The organism is Nocardia sp. NPDC055050, assembly GCF_053608345.1.
The window spans coordinates 1-22,780 of the sequence record NZ_JBSGVG010000007.1 but is presented as its reverse complement, the minus strand read 5'-3'; the positions used below and the strand labels follow the sequence as shown (position 1 = coordinate 22,780).

Sequence of the window (22,780 nt, the reverse complement as noted above, 5' to 3'; positions counted from 1 at the left end):
GCGCCCGGTTTCTATACCGCCTGAGGTGAATTGAGCAATGAATCCCGATCCGCGCAGAAAAACGATCAGTAGTCCCTATATTCATAGACTGCAACGACGTCACTTCCTGCTGTTCGATATTCTCCCGATCATCGGCACCGTCGTAGCTTTCGCCTTCCTGCTGGTCCGGCCCTTCGGTGTGCTGGAATTCGCCCTGCTCTTCGGGATGTGGCTGCTCACCGGGCTCGGCGTCACGGTCGGCTATCACCGGCTGTTCACCCACCGCACGTTCAAAGCGGCGCCGTGGGTGACGTGGGTGCTCGCGATCCTCGGCTCGATGGCGGGCCAGGGCCCGGTCATCTCCTGGGTCGCGCTGCACCGGCGCCACCACGAGTACAGCGATCGCGAAGGCGACCCGCACTCACCCAACCTCGCCGGTGACGGCCTGCGCGGAGCCCTGCGTGGCCTGGCCCACTCGCATTTCCTGTGGATGCGCCGCCACGAGTACCCGAACGTGGTGCACTACGCGCCCGATCTGATCAAGGACCGTGGCCTGGTCCGCATCGCCCGCCTCTACTACTACTGGGTGGCGCTCGGGCTGCTGATCCCGACGGTGATCGGCGGTCTGGTCTCGATGAGCTGGACCGGCGCGGTCGCCGGCCTGCTCTGGGGCGGACTGGTACGCATCTTCGTTCTCGAGCACATCGTGTGGGCGATCAATTCGTTCCTGCACATGTTCGGCACCCGTCGGTACGAATCCCGCGAGAACAGCCACAACGGTGGTGTATTCGCCCTGGCGACACTGGGGGAGTCGTGGCACAACAATCACCACGCGTTTCCGGAGTCGCCCTCTTTCGGGTTGGATTGGTATCGACTCGACCCCGGTTTCTGGCTCATCCGAACACTGGCGTTCTGTGGTCTCGCCTGGGACCTGAAAATGCCCTCCGCCGAACGCATGGCAGCCAAGCGAATCTAAGGAATTCTCACCATGGATACGAGTAAAGAAGCCATTGTCACCTGGTGCCAGGAATACCTCGCGAGTCTGCTCGAGGTACCGGCCGCCACCATCGACCCGGCCACCGATTTCGACCGCCTCGGCATCGACTCGGCCCTGGCCGTGGCGCTGCTGATCGAAGTCGAGGACCGCTACGGCGTCGATCTGGCGCCCGAGGACCTGTTCGACAACCCGAACCTCGACGCCGTCGCTGCCTACCTGCACGAGCAGAGCCGGCGGAGTGTGGGGTAGCGATGTCGGTGCATATCGAGCGGTCCGTCGCGGCCGCCGCAGCGATCCGCCACCACTACGACGCGGGTAACGACTTCTATCGCCTCTGGCTCGACGAGTCGCTGTCCTACTCCTGCGCCCTGCGCGAAAACCCCGACGACACACTGGAAATCGCCCAGGATCGCAAACTGCGATACCACCTGGACGCGATCGACGCCGAGCACGCCACCTCGGTCCTCGACATCGGCTGCGGGTGGGGCGCGATCCTCGAACGCTCGGCAAAAGCCGGGGTCGCCCGGTCCGTCGGGCTCACGCTCAGCCCCGAGCAGGCCGAGTTCGTCCGCTCGCGCGCCTACCCCGGCGTCGAGGTGCGGACCGAGAGCTGGGTGCACTACGAGCCGGACACCCGATTCGACGGCATCATCTCGATCGGCGCCTTCGAGCACTTCGCCACCCCCGACGACTCGCCGGAACAGAAGATCGGCGTGTACCGGGACTTCTTCACTCGCTGCCGGGACTGGCTCGAGCCCGACGGCACGCTGTCGTTGCAGACGATCGCCTACGCGAACATGTCCCGCGATCAGGCCAGCGTCTTCATGCAGCAGGAGATCTTCCCCGACGCCGACCTGCCGACCCTGGCCGAGATCACCGCCGCGGCAGAGGGACTGTTCGAGGTGCGTTCGATCAGCAACGGTCGTCTCGACTACGCCTGGACGTGTGAGCAGTGGGCGCGCAGGCTGCGCGCGAACCGTGCCGAGGCCACCGAGCTCGTCGGCGCCGACGTGGTCGCGCGTTACGCGCGCTACCTGAAACTGTCGGCGCTCGGTTTCCGGATGGGCAAGATCGGCCTGCTGCGATTGGTGTTGGTGCCCTATCGCAGCGGATTCTTCACCGACCATCCGGTGCGGTCGGCATGACCACGCAGTCGTCCGATCCCGTCGCGCCCGCCCGGACCCGGGTGCGGTTCAACCCGTTCAGCGCCGAATTCCGGCACGACCCGTACCCGATCTACCAGCAGTTGCGTGAGGTCGAACCGGTGCACCGCACGCTCGGCATGTGGGTGCTCACCCGGCACGCCGAGGCTCGCGGCGTACTGCACGATCGCTCGTTCAGCGCCGGGCTGATCCCCAGCCTGGTGACCCGGCAGGCCGAGCGGCTCGGCCATTGCAGCGTCGAGCAGATCGAACGTCTCGGGCGTAAGTCGTTGGTGTTCACCGACAATCCCGATCACGCGCGCCTGCGCGGACTGGTGAACCGGGTGTTCACCGCCCGGTCGGTGGAATCGCTGCGACCGCTGGTGACCCGGGTCGCCGGCGACCTGATGGAGCGGGCCTGGCGCGACGGTGGCTTCGATGTGATCGCCGATCTGGCCGCGCCGCTGCCGGTCGCGGTGCTGTGTGAGTGGATGGACCTGCCCGAGGAGTTGCGCGGCCGAGTCGGGCCGTGGACCCACGACATCCGATTCCTGCTCGAACCCGGGATGATGAAAGCCGGGGACTTCGAGCGGGTCTGCGCGGTGGTCGAGGAGTTCGCCGCCGCCATCGACGCGGTGTTGGCGCAGCGACGAGCCCGGCCTGGCACCGATCTGATCAGCCAGTTGCTCGCCGCGCGGACCGGGGGCGGGGATGTGCTGTCCGACGAGGAGTTGGTGTTCGTCTGCATCATGTGCTTCGTCGCGGGCAACGAAACCACCAAATCGCTGATCGGCAACGGCACACTCGCCCTGCTGCGCAATCCCGAGCAGGCGGCGCTGCTGCGTCGCGGACCGGAGTCGGTCGAGGCGGCGGTCACCGAGGCACTGCGCTACGACCCGCCGCTGCAGTTGACCAAACGCCTGGCCACCCGCGATATCCAGCTCGACGGGGCCAGGATCTCGGCGGGCGAGCAGATCCTGGTGTGCCTCGGCGCGGCCAACCGCGACCCCGACGTCTTCACCCGGCCCGACGAGTTCGACCTGACCCGCACCGGCGGTGGACATCTGGGCTTCGGCCACGGTATGCACGGTTGTCTCGGCGGATTGCTCGCCGAACTACAGGCTCAGGTCGCCTTCGAGTACCTGTTCGTCCGCTCGCAGTACCTGGAATCACGGTCGGCGGAACTCGAGTGGCAGGACCACAGTTTCATCGTGCGCGGTCTGAAGAGCCTTCCCGTCGATGTGCGGCGGGCATCATGACCGGCACCGGACTGGTCAAATCGTGGTTGCGCAGTGACACCGCGCCCGCGGCGGTACGACTGGTGTGCATTCCGCACGCGGGCGCCGGGGCGTCGTCGTTCAACCGCTGGCCCGACCTGTTCGGCCCCGAGATCGGGGTGGTCCGCGTCCAGCTCCCCGGCCGCGAGGACGTCGCGCAGCAGCCGCCGCTGCGCCGGGTCGGCGACGCGGTCGACGAATTGACCGGCCAGATAACACAATCGGGTGAAACGCCGGTGGCGATCTACGGCCACAGCATGGGCGCGCTGATCGCCTATGAACTGGCTCGCGCGCTGACCCTCGCTGATCGGCCACCGATCCACCTGTTCGTGTCCGGTCGCCGCGCACCGCACCTGGCGGCGAGTCGTGCGGTCCTGCATCGCCTGCCCGACGACGACTTCGCCGACGCGATGGCCGCGATGGGGGCGTGGGGCGCGGCGGGCCGCAGCGCGAGCTTCCTGCGGTACGCGCTGCCGCTGACGCGGGCGGACTTGGAGTTGTCGGAGGAGTACAGCCACCGGTCGCAGCCCCGGCTCAGCTGCCCGATCACGACCTTCTACGGCACCGAGGACCCGATCGCCGATCCGGAGGAAGTGTGGGCCTGGGGCACGCTGACCGACGGTCCGTTCGCCACGCACGAGTTCACCGGTGATCACCTGTTCCACCATCGACACCGCGCGGCGATCGCGGCGATCATGACCGCCGCCCTGACCTGAGGACCGACGTGCAGCTTCTTCCCGACATCCTCGCGCGCCGCGCCGTCGACGAGCCGGACCGCATCGCCTACATCTTCCTCGACGACAACGGTGCCGAGCACACCACCACGACCTATCGCGAACTCCACGACGCGGCGATGGCGGTGGCGAGCCTGCTGCGCGCGCGGTGCGAGCCGGGCGATCGCGCCCTGCTCGTCTTCGGGCAGTCCGTCGAGTTCATCACCGCCTACTTCGGCTGCCTCTACGCGAACATCGTGGCGGTGCCGGTGAATCCGCCGCGTCGCGGCAAGGTGCAGGACTCGACCCGCGCTGTCGTCGCCGACTGCGCGCCCACGGCCGTGCTGACGATCGGCGCGGTGCTCGAGCCCCTGCGATCGGTGCTCGAGCCGGTGTGCACGGCTCGGCAGTGGCTGGCCGTCGACGAATTGCCCACGGCGGAAAACGCTTTCGCGCCGGAGGTACTCGATCCGGATTCCGTGGCGTTCCTCCAGTACACCTCCGGGTCGACCTCCGCGCCCAAGGGCGTGATGGTCACGCATCGAAACCTGGTGGCCAACGAGGAGATGATCCGGCACAGTTTCGGCCACGACCGTGAATCCACCGTCGTCGGCTGGGCGCCCTTCTTCCATGACCAGGGCCTGATCGGGAATGTGCTGCAACCGGTGTATGTGGGCGCCACGTGTATCCAGATGTCGCCCACCACGTTCATCCGGCGGCCGCTGCGGTGGCTGGAGGCCATCTCACGCTATCGCGCGCACACCAGCGGCGGCCCGAACTTCGCCTTCGATGCCTGTGTCGCGCGCGCGGCGGCGGGCGAGCTGCCCGATCTCGACCTGAGTTCCTGGAAGGTCGCCTTCAACGGCGCCGAACCGATCCGCGCCGAGACCCTGGACAGGTTCGCGAAAACCTTTGCCCCACTGGGTTTTAGCGCCCAATCGGTCTTCCCGTGCTACGGGCTCGCGGAAGCCACCCTGCTGGTGTCGGCCAGTGGGAAAGGTCGCGGTCCGCGATTGCTGGACGCCGATATCGACGCGCTCGCCGACCGGCGCTACGTCGCGGCCACCGCGGATCAGGGGCGCACGCTCGTCGGCTCGGGTGTGGTGCTGCCGGGTGAGTCGCTGCGCATCGTCGACCCGGAGACGGGCGAGCCCTGCCCGCCGGATCGGGCAGGCGAGATCTGGGTGGCGGGTGACCATGTGGCCCAGGGCTATCGGGGCCTGCCGGAGATGAGCGCCGCGACCTTCCAGGCTCGCATCGCCGACGATGCCGAGCGCGCCTACCTGCGCACGGGCGACCTCGGCCTGATCGTCGACGACGAACTGTATGTGGTGGGCCGGCTCAAGGACATGATCATCATCCGGGGCCGCAACTACTACCCGCACGACATCGAGCACACCGTGGCCCGCGCGCACCCGGCGCTGCGACCCGGCAGCGGCGCGGCGTTCGCGGTACCGGGGCGCGACGGCGAGAAGCTGGTCGTCGTCCAGGAGCTCGAGCGCGACGCCGATGCCGATGCCGATGCCGACGACATCGTGGGGGCCATCCGGGCCGCGGTGACGCAGGAGCACGAACTCGCCGTGGCGGATGTGGTGCTCGCCGCGCCGAACACCGTGCAGAAGACGAGCAGCGGAAAAATTATGCGAGCAGCAGCGAGAAAGCGGTACCTGGAATGAGCACCGAGACCTACGTCTTCGATCCCACCGCACCGGGATTCATCGACGACCCCTATCCGCACTACGCCCAGCTGCAGGCCGCGGGACCCGCGCAGCAACATCCGCTCGGGTTCTGGATCATCGCCCGGCACGCCGATGTGGCCGCGCTGCAGCGCTCGGCGCACTCGGTCGACGAGGCGCACCTGCGGCATCTGCCCGCGTGGAAGAGCGGCAGTGCCGAGGTCCGCAAGGAGAGCCGGGTGATGGGCGGGCTGTCGATGCTGGACCAGGACCCGCCCGACCACACCCGCCTGCGACGGCTGGTGTCGAAGGCCTTCACGCCGCGGGCCATCGAATCGCTGCAGCCGCGCGTCGAGGAACTCGTCGAAGAGGCACTGGTCCGGATCGCCGCCGCGGGCACCGCGGATGTCATCGCCGAACTGGCTTTTCCGCTGCCCTTCACCATCATCTCGGAAATGCTCGGTATCCCCGTCGGCGAGCACACCCGCCTGCGCGAGCTGACCGCGACCATCGTGCTGGTGTTCGAGCCGTTCGCGAGCGCCGAGACCCAGGACCGGATCAGAGCCGCCAACCAGGAACTGTTCGGCATGGTTCGTGAGCTGATCCGCTGGAAGCGCGCCACCCCCGGCGACGACCTGCTCTCCGCGTTGATCAGCGCCGAGGACGACGGCGACATGCTCGGCGAGGACGAGCTGATCTCGCAGGTGATGTTCCTCTACATCGCGGGCCACGAGACCACGGTGACCCACCTCGGCAGCGGAATCCGCTCGCTGCTGCAGCATCCGGACCAGGCGCGGCGGCTGCGGAACGAGCCCGACCTGGCGGTGAGCGCCGTCGACGAGCTGATGCGCTTCGACACCCCGGTGCACCTGATGCGCCGGATCACCGTCACACCGTTGCGCGTCGGCGAGCACGAGATCCCGGCGGGCAGCTGGGTGATCGGCGCGCTGGCCGCCGCCAACCGGGACCCGGAATTCTGGGGCCCCGACGCCGACGAATTGCGTCTGGACCGGCCGAACGCGCACCAGAACGTCTCCCTCGGCGCGGGCATCCACCACTGCCTCGGCGCCGCCCTGGTCCGGATGGAAGCCCGGATCGTGTTCCCGCGCTTCGTGACCCGTTTTCCCGAGGCCGCGGTGGTCGACCAGACCTGGAACGGCCGGATCAACCTGCGCGGCCTCGCGACATTGACGGTCGCGGTGTAGGGCTCAGCTCGGCTGTTCGGCGGGTACCGAGAACCGCATGCCGGGTCGGCTCAGGTGTACGGGCCCGTCGAACTCCGCGGCCACGTCGTCGCGTCGAGCCTGCTGCCATTGCGGCTGCGCCGAGCCGAGATGGGTCAGTACCACCGAGCGCGCCCCCGCGGCCGCGGCGGCCCGCCCGACCTCGGTGGCGCACAGATGGCCGTGAGCTGTGTGATCCGGCTCGGCGAGGGTGGACTCGGCGAGAAAGATGTCGACATCGGCGGCGAGCGCGACGAGGTTGTCGTTCCAGCCGGTGTCGCCGGTGAACGCGATACTGCCGGTAGGGCTTTCGATCCGGATCCCGCAGGCGGGTTCGGTGTGCACCATGGGCACCAGTTCGATGCTGCAATCGGTGAGCGGGTAGGTAGCGCCGCGCTCGTACTCGATGACCTCATAGGCCAGGTCGAACGCCCGATTCAGGTCGGGGAAGGTCTTCACCGGGAACAGCGCGGCGAGCTGATCCAGTCTCGCGCGAGCGCCTTTCGGCACGAACAGCTTGATCCGGCGGTCCGGGGCGTCGGGGGCGCTGCGCATAGCCTGCTTGCCGATGGGCAGCACGTCGTAGCAGTGATCCAGATGCAGGTGGCTGATCACCACCGCGTCGAGCAGGCTCGCGTGCAGGTAGTTGCCGAGCATCACCGCGATCCCGGGACCACAGTCGAGCAGAATTCTCGACTGGCCGGTTTCGACCAGATAGCCCGAACTGGCTGCGCCGTCGGCGGGCATACCGGCTCGATTTCCGACGATTGTCAGGTGCATGCGACATACCTTTCGACACGGGAGTTTTCGTGCCGACGGTATCGATGAGAACGGCTGCCGCCGACTCGTATCGAATATTTCGATCCGTCCATCGTATTTCGCGATCGAATCGACGTATGAAGGGTTCTGACCTGCGCAAATAGTCGGAAGCTCCTTCGGGGAGAGCGGATTTCGGAATGGGGGATGCTCGGCACCGAATACCGTTGATCAATGTTTGGCAGCAGGTGCTGCGAAAAGTGAGAACGGGGATTGTGATGACCAACGGTGTGAGTTCTGCGATGGGCCGGGAATTGCCGCTGCGCGGTGCGGTGAACGCGCGCGATCTGGGTGGATTGCGCACGGTGGACGGGCGGCAGGTGCGTCGCTTGCGGGTGTTTCGGTCGGATCTGCTCACCCGGCTGGATGCCGGGGACGTGGCGTTTCTGCTCACCGACTGTGGACTTCGCACGGTCGTCGACCTGCGCGCGCCGGACGAGATCGTCACGGACGGAACGGGTGCGGTGGTCGATGCCGTCGCCGACTACCGGAACCTGCACGTCTACGGCGCGGACCGGGTGCGGCTCGACCTCACCGAGGTCTCGCCCGACGGGAGCATGTTCGACCGGTACTGCGAGTACCTCGAGCACAGCAGCGAGAACATCGCCGCCGTGCTGCGTCTGCTCTCGGTTCCGGGCCAACTGCCCGCGCTGATCCACTGCGCCGCGGGCAAGGATCGGACCGGGGTGGTGATCGCCCTACTGCTCGCGGTCGCCGGGGTACGCGCGGACGACATCATCGCCGACTACGCCGCGACCACCCCGAACATCGCCGCGCTACGGGCTCGCGACGGCCGGCCTGCCCGACCGGACGACGCGGCCGATCGGCTCCCCGCCTGGGTGTTCGCCGCCGACGCGATCACCATGCGCCAGTTCCTGACCCACCTGGACACCGAGCACGGTGGCCCCACCGCGTGGGCGACCCGTGCCGGTCTCGACCAGGCGACGCAACGGCAGCTCGCCGAGAACCTGCTCTGTGACTGAGGTCACAGAACGACGGCGATTCCGTCCCATTCTTCCCAGAACGTTTTCTAATGCTTGGGAAGTTCTTTACTATTAACCCGACTCTGTGTCTGGGGTCCGATCTCTTCGAGCAGTGCTGCAGATCCGCCGTTCGCTCGCAGCTCAGCATCAATTGCCAGTGCATGTTCGACCGATGAACCGGGAGCTCACCCGCCCCGGCGAAGGAGAATGATGACCGACAATGATCCGGGCACCACTTCGACCACTACCATCGCCACGGCGCGCCCGATGTCGTGTGCGTCTATGAAAGCTGTTCTCCAGCAAGATCTTCCAGCGTCACTCGTGGTCTTCCTCGTGGCCCTGCCGCTGTCGCTCGGCGTCGCACTGGCCTCCGGTGCGCCGGTGGTCGCCGGGCTCATCGCCGCCGCTGTCGGCGGGGTTGTCGCCGGGTTGCTCGGCGGCTCGAAGGTTCAGGTCAGCGGGCCGACGGCGAGTCTCGCCGTCGTCGTGGCGGGAGCCGTTCAGCAATTCGGTTGGGCTGCTATGTGTTTCATCACGGTCGGCGCGGGTGTCCTGCAGATTCTGTTCGGGCTCAGTCGGATCGCGCGCGCCGCGCTGGGCATCGCGCCGGTCGTGGTGCACGCGATGCTCGCCGGCATCGGAGTGGTGATCGCGCTGCAGCAGGTCCACGTCCTGCTCGGCGGAGCGACGGTCAGCTCGCCGTGGGCGAGCATCGTCGCGCTCCCGCATCAGGTGATGTCGGTGCAGAAGGGCGACCTGTTCGTCGGGCTGCTCGTGATCGCCGTACTGATCGGATGGCAGTATCTGCCGCGCCGGGTACGGGTGGTGCCCGGCCCGCTCGTCGCGGTGGTGGCGGCGACGGTGGTTTCGCTGGTGCTGCCGGTGACGGTGGAACGGGTGCGCCTCGACGGCTCACTGCTCGACGGCATCGGGTTGCCCGCGCTGCCGCACGGCGGGTGGCTGCCGATCGCGCTCACCATGCTCACCATCGCCCTCATCGCCAGTGTGGAGACGCTGCTCTCGGCCGTCGCGGTCGACAAATTGCGCCCCGATCAGCGCACCGACTTCGACCGGGAACTGCTCGGTCAAGGTGCGGCGAACATGGTCTCCGGCGTGCTGGGCGGCCTCCCGATCGCGGCGGTCATCGTGCGCAGCATCACCAACGCCAACGCGGGCGCCCGCAGCAGGGCGGCCACCGTGCTGCACGGTGGCTGGATCCTGGTGTTCGCGATCGTGCTGGTCGGCCTGGTCCGCCAGATTCCGACAGCGGCGCTGGCCGGGCTGCTGGTGCTGATCGGGGTGCAGCTGGTGAAGCTGGCGCACATCAAACGTGCCCGCCGCACCGGTGACATCTACGTCTACCTGGTCACCGTGATCGCCGTGGTCGCGCTGAACCTGTTGCAGGGCATGCTGATCGGACTGGTCGCCTCCTTCGCGCTGCTGCTGTGGCGGGTCGTGAAGTTCACCATCGCCGCGGCCCCGCGCGAGGACGGGACCTGGCTGGTGCGCATCGCGGGCACCTGCACTTTCCTGGCCGCGCCCCGGCTCACGTCCGAACTGGCGAAGGTGCCTGCGGGTGTGGACGTGACCGTCGAACTGAGCGTGGACTTCCTCGACCACGCGGCGTGCGAGTTGCTCTCGGAATGGGCCGACGCCCGTGAATCCGGCGGTAGCACCGTCGATTTCGTCGAACTCGGTGCCGCGAGGATGGCCCGCACCCACGACGGGCCCCCCGAGCACGGCCATGCGCGTAAAGCGGTCGACGAGGCGATCCGGCCGTGGCGGCGCAGCGGCGGCGTCGACCCGATCGCCGCGGGCATCGCGGCCTACCATCGCCAGCACGCGCACCTGATGCGCCCGCACCTGGACGGGTTGCGGCACCGGCCCGATGCCGACACGTTCTTCCTGGCCTGCGCCGACGCCCGCATCGTGCCCAATGTGATCACCAACAGTGGTCCCGGCGACCTGTTCACGGTGCGCAATGTCGGCAATCTGGTGCCGGTGGGCGGCTCCGACGTCTCGGTGGAAGCGGCGCTGATCTACGCGCTCGACAAGCTCGACGTGCGCTCGGTGGTGGTGTGCGGGCACAGCGGCTGCGGAGCGATGGAAGCGCTGTACGGGCAGGTGCAGGCCGGGCCCGGACTCGACGACTGGCTGGCCCATGCTCAGCCCACGCTGGCGGCGTTCCACGCTGGTCACCCCGTCGCCGAGGCCGCCAGGCTGGCGGGCTTCGGCCCGGTCGACCAACTCGGCATGGTGAACGTGGCCCGGCAGGTGCAGACCCTGATCGACTATCCGGCGGTGCGCAGTGGCATCCAGGAGCGCGGGGTCGCGGTGTCGGGGCTGTTCTTCGACCTGGCGACCGCGCGGGTCATCGAGATCACCGCCGACGGGATCGCCGACTTCGACGAGGCCCGTCGGGCCGCCGCCGAACCGGTGTAAAGAGGGGTAGTTGTGGGTCACACCACACACTGCCTGCCGTTATGGCGAGACCCACTATGTGTGCGGCACACTGGCTTTGCCAATTCTTTACTAATAGGTTGGATCCATCCGAACCCGGTTCGCCGTTGCACCGGATCCTTCGATGCTCCCGTCCCTTTGCTTCACCGTCCTCGTGATGATCGGCCTCGGCCCAGCGCCGGGAGCCGGCGAAGGAGAGTCAATGTCTGTCGAGAACGACCTTGCCCCGCCCCACGCGGACGGCTCGTCGAACGAGTCGTCCCGTCCCGCGTGGCAACAGACGCTGTTGCGTCACGATCTGCCCGCCTCCATCGTGGTTTTCCTGGTGGCACTGCCGCTTTCACTCGGCATCGCGGTCGCCTCCGGCGCGCCGATCGCCGCCGGTCTCGTCGCCGCCGTGATCGGTGGTGTGGTCGCGGGCCTGCTCGGCGGCTCGGTCCTGCAGGTCAGCGGTCCCGCCGCGGGTCTGACCGTGGTCGTCGCCGAGTCCATCTCGCAATTCGGTTGGCGCGTCACCTGTTTCATCGTCGTCGCCGCCGGTGTGCTGCAGATCCTGTTCGGGCTCAGCCGGATCGCGCGGGCCGCGCTCGCCGTCGCCCCCGTGGTGGTCCACGCCATGCTGGCCGGCATCGGCATCACCATCGCCCTGCAGCAGGTCCACGTGCTGCTCGGCGGCTCCTCGCACAGCACCGCGCTGCGCAACCTGATCGAACTCCCCGGACAGCTGCTCGCGCTGCACGGTAGTGACGCGCTCGTCGGCGCCGTGGTGATCGCGGTGATGCTCGGCTGGAAGTACGTCCCGCCGAAGCTGCGCGCGGTGCCGGGCCCGCTGGTCGCGGTGCTGGTGGGCACCGTGCTCTCGCTCGGTCTGCCCGAGGTCGAGCGCATCGCCCTGAGCGGGTCGGTCTTCGACGCGCTCGGCCTGCCGGAACTGCCCTCGGGCAACTGGTCCGCCGTCGCCATGATGGTGCTGACCATCGCATTGATCGCTAGTGTGGAGAGCCTGCTCTCGGCCGTCGCGGTCGACAAGATGCACACCGGTCCGCGCACCGGATTCGATCGGGAACTCATCGGCCAGGGCACGGCGAATGTCGTCTCGGGCCTGGTCGGTGGCCTGCCGATCACCGGTGTGATCGTGCGCAGCGCCACCAATGTGCAGGCGGGCGCGCGCACGAGGGCATCGACCGTGCTGCACGGACTCTGGATTCTGCTGTTCTCGGTGGCGCTGGTCGGCCTGGTGGAGCAGATCCCCAAGGCCGCGCTGGCGGGTCTGCTCATCGTCATCGGCATGCAGCTGCTGAAACTGGCCCACATCCGGTTGGCCCGGCGCACCGGTGACCTGCTGGTCTATGTGGTGACCGTGCTCGGCGTGGTGTTCACCAACCTGCTCGAAGGCGTGGTCATCGGCCTCGCCCTGGCGTTCGGGCTGCTGCTGTGGCGGGTCGTGCGCGTGCAGGTGGCGGCGACCCCGTTGCCCGACGGGCGCTGGCAGGTCCATATCGACGGCTCGTGCACCTTCCTCGCCTTGCCGAAACTGTCGGGCGAGCTGGCGAAGGTACCCGCGGGCGCCGAGGTGACCGTCGAGATGACCGTCGACTTCCTCGATCACGCCGCGTTCGAGGCGATCGAGGAGTGGCAGCGCCAGCAGGAAAGCGGCGGTGGCCGTGTCGATTTCGTCGAAATCGGCAGTGCGCGGATGGCCGATACCCCGGCCGCGCCGCCGATCCGCGGATTCGGTCGCGCCGCCATCGACGAGATACTCGGTCCGTGGCGGCACCAGAAGTCCGGCGGCGACGCGGTGACCGCGGGCGTCGCGGCCTACCATCGCGGCCACGCGCACGTCGTGCGATCGCATCTGGACGGGCTGCACGACAGTCAGGATCCGGACTCGTTCTTCCTGACCTGCTCGGATTCGCGGATCGTGCCCAACGTGATCACCAACAGCGGTCCCGGCGACCTGTTCACCGTGCGCAATGTGGGCAATCTGGTCCCGGTCAGCGGTGACGATTCCGTCGAAGCGGCACTGAGTTTCGCGTTGGACAGCCTCGCGGTGCGCTCGGTGGTGGTGTGCGGGCATTCCTCGTGCGGTGCGATGAAGGCGGTGCACTCCGCCGCCGCCACCGAAGGCGGCTTGAGCTCCTGGTTGCGGCACGCCGAGCCGACGTTGGAACGGTTCCTCGCGGGCCACCCCGTGGCCGAGGCGGCCAGGGCGGCCGGGTACGACGAGGTGGACCAGCTGAGCATGGTCAATGTCGCCGTGCAGCTGGAGACCCTGGGACGTAATCCCGCGGTGCGCCGGGCGGTGACCGAGCGCGGATTGGCGGTGTCGGGGCTGTTCTTCGACATCGCGACCTCGCGGGTGCTCGAGGTGACGCTCGACGGGGTCAGCGCGATCGACGATCACGCCGCACTCGCCGTCACCGGCTGACGACACCGCGACCGGTCGGCGGTCGGACTCGTAGTCTGGAAATCATGACCAGCGATCCGACCGCCGCCGAGCGCGTCACCGACGGCCCCGACTCCGCGGACGAGGAGTCCACGGCCGAGCCGGAGCGGTGGGACGGGTTGAAGGAACGCGGGCGCGCCTTCCGGGCACACATCGCCCAGCGCCCTACCCTCGACCTCGGCTACCGCATCGTCGTCGGCGTGGTCGGTGGGCTGGTCCTGCTCGTCGGGATCGTCACGATCCCGTACCCCGGACCCGGCTGGGCGCTGGTGTTCGCGGGATTCGGCATCCTGGCCACCGAGTTCGTCTGGGCCCACCACACCTTGACCTGGGTGCGCGGCAAGTACCGGATCGTCATGGACTGGTACACCTCGCGCGGTTGGTTCATCAAGGTGCTCGGCGCGGTGGGCACCTTCGCCCTCGTCCTCGTGACGTTGTGGCTGCTCGGTACATTTTCGATGGTCGCAGGGTGGATCGGAGTCGATTGGCCATGGTTACACAGTCCCCTGATGTCGTGAGCACTGTTCCCGGCCACGTCCTCACCGACCCCGCCTGGATCGCGGCGCGGATCGACGCGATGAGCCATACCTGGGGCACCGATGTTCCCCGGGTCGCGGGCACCCTGTGGTGGTGCATGGTCGCCTCGACACTGGTCGAGCAGATCGCCGTCGCCTACGCGGCGGGCACGCCCGCCCCGGTCGCCGCCCTGGGCGAATTCGAGTGCGTGGTCCGGCCCGACGGTGGTGTCGAACACGCGCAGTTCCACCGCGTGCCGGTCGATGCCACCGGCCGTTCCGTGCGCTCGGACGTAGGTGGCGAGACCGGTGCGGCAGCGGCTGACGAGGTCGCTGCCGCCTTGCGTGACACCCTGACCGCCGTGATCACCCAGGTCGCGGCGGTGTCGGGGGCCGGGATTCCGGCGCTGTGGGCGGTTGTCGCCGATGCCATCGGCAACCGGGCGCTGGACGCAGGCTCCCCGGACGCGGCGACCAGGCTGGCCGCCGACGTGGGCGCGCGCCTGCCCGCACCGCGGTTCGTCACCGTCGCGGGCCGCACCTTCGTCCGCCGCGCCTCGTGCTGCCTGGTCTTCGAGGCGCCCGGCCGCGAGATGTGCACGAGCTGCCCGAAACGCTCGCCCGCCGACCGAGCCGAACACCTGGCCGCCGCCGCGCGCGCTCGGACCTCCTAGGTCCATCGACACGGCCCACGCGCGCTCCCGATAGCATGGGCGGGCGCGGGAAGGACCCTGCGAGAACTGCCGGATCGACCCGGCACCGAAGTCAAGGAGAGCATCCCCGTGACCACCTCTGCACCCATCAGTCCAGTCGCCCTCGTTCGAGTGCCGGCCGGGACTACGGCGGGCGCGGCGGTACGGGAGGCGGGTTTGCCCACCAAGGGCCCCGACACCGTCGTGGTCGTGCGCGATGTCGACGGCGCGCTCAAGGATCTGTCCTGGATTCCGGAGGACGACGCCGACGTCGAGCCGGTCCCCGCGAACAGCGAGGACGGGCGCAGCGTGATCCGGCACTCGGCCGCGCACGTGCTGGCCCAGGCGGTGCAGCAGGAGTTCCCCGACGCGAAACTCGGGATCGGCCCGCCGATCAAGGACGGCTTCTACTACGACTTCCAGGTCGACAAGCCCTTCACCCCCGAGGATCTGGCCAAGCTGGAATCGCGGATGAAGAAGATCATCAAAGGCGCGCAACGCTTTTCGCGGCGCGTCGTGGAGATCGACGACGCCCGCGTCGAACTGGCGAACGAGCCGTTCAAACTCGAGCTGATCAGTGACAAGTCCGGCATCGACGATCCCGAGATCATGGAGGTCGGCGGCAACGAGCTGACCATCTACGACAACCTCGACCCGCGCACCGGCGAGAAGCTGTGGGGCGATCTGTGCCGCGGCCCGCACATTCCCACCACCAAGTTCATCCCCGCCTTCAAGCTCACCCGCTCCTCGGCCGCCTACTGGCGTGGCGACCAGGACCGCGAGGACCTGCAGCGCGTGTACGGCACCGCGTGGGAATCCACCGAGGCGATGGACGCCTACCTGGAGCTGCTGGCCGAGGCCGAGCGCCGCGATCACCGCAAGCTGGGCCTCGAACTGGACCTGTTCTCCTTCCCCGACGCGCTCGGTTCGGGTCTGCCGGTGTTCCACCCCAAGGGCGGCATCATCCGCAAGGAGATGGAGGAGTACTCGCGTCAGCGCCACGTCGACGCGGGCTACGAGTTCGTCAACACCCCCCACCTCACCAAGGGACATCTGTACGAGATCTCGGGCCATCTCGACTGGTACAAGGACGGCATGTTCCCGGCCATGCACCTCGACGCCGAGCTCAACGAGGACGGCACCGTCCGCAAGCCCGGCCAGGACTACTACGTCAAGCCGATGAACTGCCCGATGCACAACCTGATCTTCGGCGCGCGCGGTCGTTCCTACCGTGAGCTGCCGCTGCGGATGTTCGAGTTCGGTTCGGTGTACCGCTACGAGAAGTCCGGCGTGATCCACGGCCTGACCCGCGTGCGTGGCATGACCCAGGACGACGCGCACATCTACTGCACCAAAGAGCAGATGCACGCCGAGCTCACCAGCACCCTGCAGTTCGTCCTCGGCCTGCTCAAGGACTACGGCCTCGACGACTTCTACCTCGAGCTGTCCACCAAGGACCCGAAGAAGTACGTGGGCTCGGACGAACTCTGGGCCGAGGCCACCGAAACCCTCGAGAAGGTCGCCGAGGCATCCGGCCTCGACCTGGTGCCCGACCCCGGCGGCGCCGCGTTCTACGGCCCGAAGATCTCCGTGCAGGTCAAGGACGCGCTGGGCCGCACCTGGCAGATGTCGACCGTGCAGCTCGACTTCAACCTGCCCGATCGTTTCGACCTCGAGTACACCGCCTCCGACGGCACCAAGCAGCGCCCGGTGATGATCCACCGCGCCCTGTTCGGCTCGATCGAACGCTTCTTCGGCGTGCTCACCGAGCACTACGCCGGTGCCTTCCCGGCCTGGCTCTCGCCGGTACAGGTCGTCGGCATCCCGGTGGCGGAGAACTTCGCGCCGCACCTGGATTCGGTGATCGAGCGGCTGCGCGACGCCGGCGTGCGGGCCCAGGTGGACCGCAGCGACGACCGGATGCAGAAGAAGATCTTCAACCAGACCGCGCAGAAGGTGCCGTTCATGCTGCTGGCGGGCGCGCGTGACGTGGAAGCGGACGCGGTGAGCTTCCGGTTCCGCGACGGCACCCAGGTCAACGGTGTGCCGGTCGCCGACGCGGTCGCCACCATCACCACCTGGGTCGCCCACCGCGTGAACGCCTCACCCACCGCCGAGGGGTTCGAGGTCGTCTCCGCGGCGGTTCAGGCATGAGCGAGAACCTCGCCCCCGAGGCCGGCTCGATCGTCGACGCCGGGGCCGGCCAGCCCGACCGCCTGCAGCGGTTGTGGACGCCGTACCGGATGTCCTACATCACCGGCGAGGTCAAGCCCAAGGACGCGACCGGGCATCCGTTCACCGATATCCCCAAGATGTCGGACGAAGACGGCCTGATCATCGCCCGCGGCGAGAATGTCTACGCCGTGCTCAACTTGTACCCGTACAACCCAGGGCACATGATGGTGGTGCCTTACCGCCGGGTAGCCGACCTGGAGGACCTCACGACCGCCGAGAGCGCGGAACTGATGGCCTTCACGCAGCGGGCGATCCGCGTGATGAAGCAGGTCTCGCGGCCTGCCGGATTCAACGTGGGTCTCAATCTCGGTGGGGTGGCCGGTGGTTCGCTCGCCGACCACCTGCACCAGCACATCGTGCCGCGCTGGGGCGGGGATGCGAACTTCATCACCGTGGTCGGCGGGGTGAAGGTGATGCCTCAGTTGTTGCGCGACACGCGGCAGCTGCTGGCGGAGGCGTGGGAGGAATAAGGACCGTGCTCAGCTTCTTCGGCCGCCAGACGTTTGCGAAAGCGACTGCGCCGCTGGGCAAAGCGCTCGTCGGGACGGGGCTCACCCCGGACGCGATGACCCTGATCGGCACCACCGCGACGATCGCGGCCGCGGTGACGCTGTTCCCCTCCGGACACCTGTTCTGGGGAACGATGGTCATCTGGCTGTTCGTCATGTTCGACATGCTCGACGGTGCGATGGCGCGCGCCCGTGGCGGCGGCACGAAGTACGGCGCCGTCCTCGATGCCACCTGTGACCGGGTGGCCGACGGCGCGATCTTCGGCGGACTCGCCTGGTGGGCCGTCTATCACGAGCACAGCAAGCACCTGTTCGCGCTGACCTTGATCGTGCTGGTCACCTCGCAGGTGATCTCCTACGCCAAGGCGCGTGCGGAGGCCAGCGGCCTGTCCGCCGACGGTGGGCTCATCGAACGCCCGGACCGTCTGGTCATCGTGCTGGTCGGCGCCGGGCTCACCGGCATCGGCGGGCACTGGGGGCTCGACTGGCTCACCTGGGCCGTGTACGTGGCGATGTGGGTGCTGGCGGTGCTGAGCATCGTGACGGTGTTCCAGCGGGTGCTGGCGGTGCGCAATTCGCCGGGCGCCCGCGTGGTGATTCCGCCGACGCCGCAGCCGGACGCGGGATCTGCCTCGTGAGCCTCACGGATCGGTTGAGCGACTGGGGCTATGCCGCAGGCTGGGGCCTCGTGCGTTCGGCGCCGGAAGGGATGGCGCGCAAGGTCTTCGACCTCGGTGCCGATCGTTCGGTGCGCGGCGGCGGGCCGGAACAGCTGCGCCGCAACCTCGCTCGCGTTCTCGGTGTGCCCGCCGACCAGGTCCCCGGCGACCTGATGCGGGCGAGCATGCGCTCCTACGCCCGCTACTGGCGTGAGGCGTTCCGCCTGCCGTCGATGGACCACACGAAGATCGACTACTACGTCGGTGGTCTGGAGAACGTCGACGCCGCGCTCGAGCAGGGCCGCGGCCTCATCCTGGTGTTGCCGCACTCGGGCAACTGGGACATGGCCGGTGTCTGGTTGGTGCAGCACTACGACAACTTCACCACCGTGGCCGAACGGCTGAAGCCCGAATCGCTGTTCGAGCGGTTCGTGGCCTACCGCGAGAGCCTCGGTTTCGAGGTGTTCCCGCTGACCGGTGGCGAGCAGCCGCCGTTCGCCGCGCTCGCCGAACGCCTGCGCCAGAACCGGATCGTGTGCCTGATGGGCGAACGCGACCTCACCGGCAAGGGCGTGCCCGTCGACTTCTTCGGTGAGCGCACCTGGATGCCCGGCGGTGCCGCGAAACTGGCCATCGAGACCGGCGCCGCGCTGGTTCCCGTGCACGGCTGGTTCACTGTCGACGAGGACGGCACCGAAGGCTGGGGGCTGAAAGCCGAACCGGCCCTGGATGTTTCCGGTGGGGTGGCGGCCGCGACGCAGGCACTCGCCGACCGGTTCGCCGCCAATATCGCCGAGCATCCGGCCGATTGGCACATGCTGCAACCGCTCTGGGAAGGCGATCTGTCGCCCGAACGACTGTCGCGGATCACCGCGCAGCAGGCGGGAGGGCAGCCGTGAAGATCGGCATGATCTGCCCGTATTCGTTCGACGTCCCCGGCGGCGTGCAGGCCCATGTGGTCGAACTGGCCCGGGTGTTCATCGAACGCGGGCACAAGGTGAGCGTGCTCGCCCCCGCCTCCGACGACACCCCGCTGCCCGATTTCGTCGTCTCGGCGGGTCGCGCGGTGGCGATTCCCTACAACGGGTCGGTGGCGCGCTTGTCGTTCGGACCCATGGCCTACACCAGGATCCGGCGCTGGATCGACAGCAACGACTTCGACGTGCTGCACATCCACGAACCCAACGCCCCGAGCCTGTCGATGCTGGCGCTCAAGATCGCCGAGGGCCCGATCGTGGCGACCTTCCACACCTCGACCACGAAGTCGTTGGTACTCAGTACTTTTCAGGGTGTGCTTCGCCCGTATCACGAGAAGATCAGTGGGCGGATCGCCGTGTCGGAGCTGGCCAGGCGCTGGCAGGTCGAGGCGCTGGGATCCGACGCGGTCGAGATCCCCAACGGTGTCGATGTGTCCGCGTTCGCGCGCGGTGAGCCACTCGACGGATACCCGCGCGCGGGCCGCACCGTGCTGTTCCTCGGTCGCTACGACGAACCGCGCAAGGGCATGGACGTGCTGCTCGGCGCGCTGCCCGCGCTCATCGACCACCATCCCGACGTGGAGATCCTCATCGTCGGGCGCGGTGACGAGGATCGGTTGCGCCGTGAAGCCGGGGAGCACGCCGGGCATCTGCGGTTCCTCGGACAGGTCTCCGACGAGGAGAAAGCCGCCGCGCTGCGCAGTGCCGACGTGTACGTCGCGCCGAACCTCGGTGGCGAGAGTTTCGGGATCATCCTGATCGAGGCGATGGCGGCAGGCACCCCGGTGGTCGCGAGCGAACTCGACGCCTTCCGTCGTGTGTTGCGCGACGGGACCGCGGGCATGCTCACCCCGATCGGTGACTCCGACGCGCTGGCCACCGCCATCGACACGCTCCTCACCGACGACGAGACGCGGACGCGTCTGGTCAGCACCGCGACCCAGGTGGTCGCGGGCTACGACTGGCCGGTCGTGGCCGAACAGATCCTGCGGGTGTACGAGACCGTCACCGTCGGCGACAACCGCGTCCGGGCCGCCGGATGATCACCTTCTCCGCGACCACCGTCCTCGTTCTCGGGCTGATCGCCCTGCTCGTCCTGGCCCTCGGCGTGTGGGCCTACTCCACGGCGAACCGGCTCGACCGGCTGCACGTGCGCTCCGATCAGTCCTGGCAGGCACTCGATGCCGCGCTCGCCCGCCGGGCGGTGGTGGCTCGCGCGGTGGCGATGTCGGAGGCCGGTCCGGTGAGTACCGATCCCCGCCGGGCCGAACGGGCCACCCAGCTCGCCACACTCGCCGATCGGGCCGAACGCGCCGATCGCGGTGACCGGGAAACGATCGAGAACCAGCTCTCCGCCGCGCTGTCGCTCGTCGACATCGACCACCTGCGACCGCAGCTGGTGGCCGAACTCGCCGACGCCGAGGCGCGCGTGCTGATCGCCCGGCGCTTCCACAACGACGCCGTGCGCGACACCCTGGCCCTGCGCACCCGCAGGCCCGTGCGCATCCTGCACCTCGGCGGTACCGCGCCGCTGCCGACCTACTTCGAGATCACCGAACGCGCGACGCCCGCCGCCGCCACCGGCCTCACCGTGCACACCACCCGCACCTCCGCCCGGGTGATGCTGCTCGACGAGCACAACCGCGTGCTGCTGCTGCGTGGTCACGACCCGATGATCCCCGAGGTGGCCTTCTGGTTCACCGTCGGCGGCGGCGTCGAACCGGGAGAGAACCTGCGCGACGCCGCGGTGCGCGAGATCTACGAGGAAACCGGGCAGCGGGTGGATCCCGCCGCGCTGCGCGGTCCGCTGTGGCGGCGGGTCGCGGTGTTCCCGTTCAACGGCGAGCTGATCCGCTCCGAGGAACTGTTCTTCAGCCTGCGTTCGCCGGGCTTCGAATGGCGCCCGGCGGACCTGACCGCCCTGGAGCGCCGCACGATCACCGACCACCGCTGGTGCTCCGCCGACGACATCCGCGCACTCGACGACGCGGGCGAGGCCGTCTACCCGTACCACCTCGACGAACTCCTCACCGAAGCCGTTTCCGCGGCTGAAGACGACACCCAGCACGTGGTCCGCTCGATCCGCTGAGGCCCAGCGGGGGACAGTACCCGGGCCATGATTCGCTCGATGCCGCCTCATCTCGGACACCGCGCGCGACGCGCGGCGTCCCGGTATATCGGCGCGGTGCTCGGTCCGGTCGTTGCCGGCGTGGCCGTCGATCGCGCGCGGACCCCGGTCGCGGCGCTGTGGTGCGCCGCCGGTGCGGCGGCCGTCGCGGCGGCGATCGTGCTGGTCGACCGGGCACGGCGCGGCCCCGTGGCGGACGCGGTCGGAGCCGTGGCACGGTGAATGCCAGGCCATCGGACAAGGCCAGCGGTGCGCGGTGAACACATCACCGCTGGTCGTGACAAGGCCAGTGGTGCTCAACTGGCTATGAAGGCCGATTTCGGGCAGCTCTAGAATCGACGGTGAACCGAATCCGAGCGACTTGATTGGCGCCCATGACACAGGAGACATTCGTGACTACGCCTGAGACCACCAACACCGTCGGCACCGCCCGCGTGAAGCGCGGCATGGCCGAGATGCTCAAGGGTGGCGTGATCATGGATGTGGTCAACGCCGAGCAGGCCAAGATCGCCGAAGACGCCGGCGCCGTGGCCGTGATGGCGCTCGAGCGGGTGCCCGCCGACATCCGCGCCCAGGGTGGCGTGTCCCGGATGAGCGACCCGGACATGATCGACGGCATCATCGCCGCGGTCTCCATCCCGGTCATGGCCAAGGCCCGCATCGGCCACTTCGTCGAGGCACAGATCCTGCAGAGCCTGGGCGTGGACTACATCGACGAGTCCGAAGTGCTCACCCCCGCCGACTACGCCAACCACATCGACAAGTGGAACTACACCGTCCCGTTCGTCTGTGGCGCCACCAACCTGGGCGAGGCCCTGCGCCGCATCACCGAGGGCGCGGCCATGATCCGCTCCAAGGGCGAGGCGGGCACCGGTGACGTGTCCAACGCGACGACCCACATGCGTACCATCCGCGGCGAGATCCGTCGCCTGACCTCGCTGTCCGAGGACGAGCTGTTCGTGGCCGCCAAGGAACTGCAGGCCCCGTACGAGCTGGTTCGTGAGGTCGCGCAGACCGGCAAGCTCCCGGTCGTCATGTTCACCGCCGGTGGCATCGCCACCCCCGCCGACGCCGCCATGATGATGCAGCTCGGTGCCGAAGGCGTGTTCGTCGGCTCGGGCATCTTCAAGTCCGGCAACCCCGAACAGCGCGCCGCCGCCATCGTCAAGGCCACCACCTTCTACGACGACCCGGACGTGCTGGCCAAGGTCTCGCGTGGCCTGGGCGAGGCCATGGTCGGCATCAACGTCGAAGAGATCCCGCAGCCGCACCGTCTGGCCGAGCGCGGCTGGTGATCGTGGGCCCGATATCGTTCGGGCACCGAAACATTCGCCTCGGCGGGCGTCGCGATCG

General features: G+C 68.3%; 21 protein-coding genes. 20 read left to right on the top strand and 1 reads right to left on the bottom strand.

Going from position 1 to position 22,780, the window contains the following annotated elements; translation table 11 throughout:
* The first annotated feature begins 37 nt into the window (after positions 1 to 37).
* Genes ACWGCN_RS09385 through ACWGCN_RS09355 form a run of 7 tightly spaced genes read left to right on the top strand, consistent with a single transcriptional unit; the run spans position 38 to position 6,989 of the window.
* The gene (locus ACWGCN_RS09385; protein ID WP_379312987.1) at positions 38 to 955 is read left to right on the top strand and encodes an acyl-CoA desaturase; all 918 of its coding nucleotides are present in this window, start codon (positions 38 to 40) and stop codon (positions 953 to 955) included.
* Between the two features lie 12 nt (positions 956 to 967).
* Positions 968 to 1,225 (top strand): acyl carrier protein, encoded by a 258-nt coding sequence (locus ACWGCN_RS09380; RefSeq protein ID WP_056810906.1) that lies wholly within the window; start codon positions 968 to 970, stop codon positions 1,223 to 1,225.
* A 2-nt stretch (positions 1,226 to 1,227) separates the two neighbouring features.
* Positions 1,228 to 2,121, top strand: coding sequence for a class I SAM-dependent methyltransferase (locus tag ACWGCN_RS09375; protein ID WP_379312989.1), 894 nt, complete (start codon positions 1,228 to 1,230; stop codon positions 2,119 to 2,121).
* Positions 2,118 to 3,377, top strand: coding sequence for a cytochrome P450 (locus ACWGCN_RS09370; RefSeq protein ID WP_452458264.1), 1,260 nt, complete (start codon positions 2,118 to 2,120; stop codon positions 3,375 to 3,377). The genes ACWGCN_RS09375 and ACWGCN_RS09370 overlap by 4 nt, the downstream gene beginning before the upstream one ends.
* Positions 3,374 to 4,111: a thioesterase II family protein gene (locus ACWGCN_RS09365; RefSeq protein WP_379312991.1), complete on the top strand. Its 738-nt coding sequence runs from the start codon at positions 3,374 to 3,376 to the stop codon at positions 4,109 to 4,111. The genes ACWGCN_RS09370 and ACWGCN_RS09365 overlap by 4 nt, the downstream gene beginning before the upstream one ends.
* Before the next feature lie 8 nt (positions 4,112 to 4,119).
* Positions 4,120 to 5,784, top strand: coding sequence for a fatty acyl-AMP ligase (locus ACWGCN_RS09360; protein ID WP_379312992.1), 1,665 nt, complete (start codon positions 4,120 to 4,122; stop codon positions 5,782 to 5,784).
* Positions 5,781 to 6,989, top strand: coding sequence for a cytochrome P450 (locus ACWGCN_RS09355; protein ID WP_379312993.1), 1,209 nt, complete (start codon positions 5,781 to 5,783; stop codon positions 6,987 to 6,989). Before ACWGCN_RS09360 ends, ACWGCN_RS09355 begins: the two co-directional genes overlap by 4 nt.
* 3 nt (positions 6,990 to 6,992) lie before the next feature.
* On the opposite strand, the gene ACWGCN_RS09350 is transcribed toward ACWGCN_RS09355, so the two are convergent.
* Positions 6,993 to 7,787 (bottom strand): MBL fold metallo-hydrolase, encoded by a 795-nt coding sequence (locus ACWGCN_RS09350; protein ID WP_379312994.1) that lies wholly within the window; start codon positions 7,785 to 7,787, stop codon positions 6,993 to 6,995.
* 254 nt (positions 7,788 to 8,041) lie between these two features.
* Here ACWGCN_RS09350 and ACWGCN_RS09345 point away from each other — a divergent pair, with 254 nt between their 5' ends.
* The 13 genes from ACWGCN_RS09345 (at position 8,042) to pdxS (ending at position 22,722) form a co-directional block, all read left to right on the top strand.
* On the top strand, positions 8,042 to 8,806 hold the full coding sequence (locus ACWGCN_RS09345) for a tyrosine-protein phosphatase (protein ID WP_387442731.1): 765 nt from the start codon (positions 8,042 to 8,044) through the stop codon (positions 8,804 to 8,806).
* A 282-nt stretch (positions 8,807 to 9,088) separates the two neighbouring features.
* Positions 9,089 to 11,248 carry a SulP family inorganic anion transporter gene (locus tag ACWGCN_RS09340; protein ID WP_379312713.1) on the top strand — a complete coding sequence of 720 codons (2,160 nt, stop codon included), beginning with the start codon at positions 9,089 to 9,091 and terminating at the stop codon, positions 11,246 to 11,248.
* A 220-nt stretch (positions 11,249 to 11,468) separates the two neighbouring features.
* On the top strand, positions 11,469 to 13,694 hold the full coding sequence (locus ACWGCN_RS09335; RefSeq protein ID WP_378988926.1) for a SulP family inorganic anion transporter: 2,226 nt from the start codon (positions 11,469 to 11,471) through the stop codon (positions 13,692 to 13,694).
* A 44-nt stretch (positions 13,695 to 13,738) separates the two neighbouring features.
* Entirely contained in the window at positions 13,739 to 14,230 is a 492-nt protein-coding gene (locus tag ACWGCN_RS09330; protein WP_379312715.1) for a TIGR02611 family protein, read from the top strand.
* Entirely contained in the window at positions 14,227 to 14,901 is a 675-nt protein-coding gene (locus ACWGCN_RS09325; RefSeq protein WP_378988930.1) for a (2Fe-2S)-binding protein, read from the top strand. The genes ACWGCN_RS09330 and ACWGCN_RS09325 overlap by 4 nt, the downstream gene beginning before the upstream one ends.
* Before the next feature lie 108 nt (positions 14,902 to 15,009).
* The gene (gene thrS / locus ACWGCN_RS09320) at positions 15,010 to 17,073 is read left to right on the top strand and encodes a threonine--tRNA ligase (RefSeq protein ID WP_378988932.1); all 2,064 of its coding nucleotides are present in this window, start codon (positions 15,010 to 15,012) and stop codon (positions 17,071 to 17,073) included.
* Positions 17,070 to 17,624 (top strand): HIT family protein, encoded by a 555-nt coding sequence (locus ACWGCN_RS09315; RefSeq protein WP_378626868.1) that lies wholly within the window; start codon positions 17,070 to 17,072, stop codon positions 17,622 to 17,624. The genes thrS and ACWGCN_RS09315 overlap by 4 nt, the downstream gene beginning before the upstream one ends.
* A gap of 5 nt (positions 17,625 to 17,629) precedes the next feature.
* Positions 17,630 to 18,301, top strand: coding sequence for a phosphatidylinositol phosphate synthase (gene pgsA, locus ACWGCN_RS09310; RefSeq protein WP_378988934.1), 672 nt, complete (start codon positions 17,630 to 17,632; stop codon positions 18,299 to 18,301).
* Positions 18,298 to 19,221 carry a phosphatidylinositol mannoside acyltransferase gene (locus tag ACWGCN_RS09305; protein ID WP_378988936.1) on the top strand — a complete coding sequence of 308 codons (924 nt, stop codon included), beginning with the start codon at positions 18,298 to 18,300 and terminating at the stop codon, positions 19,219 to 19,221. Before pgsA ends, ACWGCN_RS09305 begins: the two co-directional genes overlap by 4 nt.
* Positions 19,218 to 20,342, top strand: coding sequence for a glycosyltransferase family 4 protein (locus tag ACWGCN_RS09300; protein WP_379312717.1), 1,125 nt, complete (start codon positions 19,218 to 19,220; stop codon positions 20,340 to 20,342). The genes ACWGCN_RS09305 and ACWGCN_RS09300 overlap by 4 nt, the downstream gene beginning before the upstream one ends.
* Complete coding sequence (locus ACWGCN_RS09295; RefSeq protein ID WP_379312721.1) at positions 20,342 to 21,388, top strand: NUDIX hydrolase; 1,047 nt, start codon at positions 20,342 to 20,344, stop codon at positions 21,386 to 21,388. Before ACWGCN_RS09300 ends, ACWGCN_RS09295 begins: the two co-directional genes overlap by 1 nt.
* A 39-nt stretch (positions 21,389 to 21,427) precedes the next feature.
* Positions 21,428 to 21,649, top strand: a complete 222-nt coding sequence (locus ACWGCN_RS09290; RefSeq protein WP_452458262.1) for a hypothetical protein — start codon at positions 21,428 to 21,430, stop codon at positions 21,647 to 21,649.
* A 152-nt stretch (positions 21,650 to 21,801) separates the two neighbouring features.
* Complete coding sequence (gene pdxS / locus ACWGCN_RS09285) at positions 21,802 to 22,722, top strand: pyridoxal 5'-phosphate synthase lyase subunit PdxS (protein ID WP_056810852.1); 921 nt, start codon at positions 21,802 to 21,804, stop codon at positions 22,720 to 22,722.
* Positions 22,723 to 22,780 lie beyond the last annotated feature (58 nt).